At 57.9% G+C, this 1,562-nt stretch carries 1 protein-coding gene and 1 pseudogene; both read right to left on the bottom strand.

What is annotated here, in order from left to right; all coding sequences use genetic code 11:
* Nucleotides 1-1,023, bottom strand: a 1,023-nt coding sequence (locus CW742_RS12490; protein ID WP_292420848.1) for an ABC transporter substrate-binding protein, incomplete at its 3' end; no start/stop codon positions are given.
* Nucleotides 1,024-1,170: 147 nt separating this feature from the next.
* A pseudogene (locus tag CW742_RS12485) lies at nucleotides 1,171-1,562 on the bottom strand (ATP-binding protein); the annotation flags it as partial.

Genomic DNA, 1,562 nt, shown 5'->3' with positions numbered 1-1,562 from the left:
ACCCTGCACAACCTGGTACACCGAATCCGCAAGCGACTCGAAGGGTGCCCGGTCCTGGCGGGCTTCCGTGAACGCAGCGATCAGGAGGGCATCATAGGTTGGCGCAGCAAAATCCGCCGGTCGGTGCCCGAACTTCTGCTCGTAGGCCTCCACAAACCCGGTCGTGGGATCCGCTGCAGGGTTTGTCCCTTCAAGACCCCCGGCAGCGGTGCCGAGCCGTTCAATGAGCGCCGGCTGGGCTGACGCATCGGTGAGGAAGAGTCGTGTCCGGCTTCCCGATGTGTCGATGATCCTTTTGATGGTTGCTGCATCCTCCGGCCAGCAGGCTGCGACAAGATAGTCCGGATCGGTTTTCAGCGCTTGCTTCACATCGGCTTCAAGCGTGGGCGATCCCTCATCGAATTGCCGGATATACGGCGTATCGATCCCGTATTCCGTTGCAAAGAAGCCAAACCAGTCATAGAATGTCCTGCCATAGGTGTTGTTTGTTGCAAGCAGCGCCACTCTCCTTGCGCCTTTCTCTTTCAGGATAGACAGGATGACCTTGACCTGTGCCGCATCGCCCTGCGTTGTCCGCCAGATATAGCCCTTCTTCCCGAAGGCCCGGATAATGTCCCCGGATGTTGCAGTCGGGCTGATCAGGACCTTCCTTTTGGCAATGAATGACGGGGCAAGGGCAAATACTTCATCGCTGTTCTCAGGCCCGATAACGATCCGGATGGAATCGTCGTTTAAGAGTTCCTGTGCCAACGCGGTAATGTTGCCGGACGACGTGTCCTTGTACACGAGTTCTACCTTGCGTCCCCCCACTCCTCCCTGGCTGTTGATGGTGTCCTTAGCCCATTCGAGCGGTTCTCTGAATTCCACGTCACCGGTCAGGGCCAGGAGTACCCCGATCCGTACCGGCGTGCTGGCATGGACGATCGTGTACCCGGCCCAGGCTGCCGCGATGATGATGACAATGGCTGCAGCGATGAGGAGGAGTTTCTTCTTGTCGATGGCAATCACCTGTAACCCGGCCATCCTTCAGGAGGGGGGAGGGACGACCAGGAGTCTGTAAAAAGAGATAGGAAAACCGGCCTGATAAGGGATCGTATTTGTGCACGGGGAACCCGGCACGTCACCCCCCGGAAGCCGTATATGCCATGGTTTCCGCAGGGACAGATCGCCTTACGAGAACCCGGTGTCGAGCCCCTCGCGGACATCCTTCTTCCTGATCGCGTTGAGCATTGCGATATAGGTCTCGTACTCGTGGATCCTTGTACTTACGGGGAACGGGATACCGATGGTTGAGAGTATCGCTTCACCCTGATCGAGAGTCTGGATCTCGATCTCCATTTTCGATAAGTCCTGCTTGGCGCTGCCCATGATGATCTCGCGGTCGCCCCGGTCACCGAGGCCCATCACGACAAACTCGTTGATCTGGCCAAGCACATTTTCGTCAACGTTCCTGGTCTGCTGGGTGATGACATAGAGGCCCACGCCAAACTTGCTCCCTTCCATTGCCTGCTCGCGGCAGGACTGGTTTGAGGCGCCTCCGCACCCGACCGTCCGCTGGTCTT

This window comes from Methanoregula sp. (genome assembly GCF_002835825.1).
Taxonomy (GTDB): Archaea; Halobacteriota; Methanomicrobia; order Methanomicrobiales; family Methanospirillaceae; genus Methanoregula.
The sequence above is the reverse complement of the archived record's forward strand: the minus strand, read 5'-3'. Positions and strand labels throughout refer to the sequence as shown.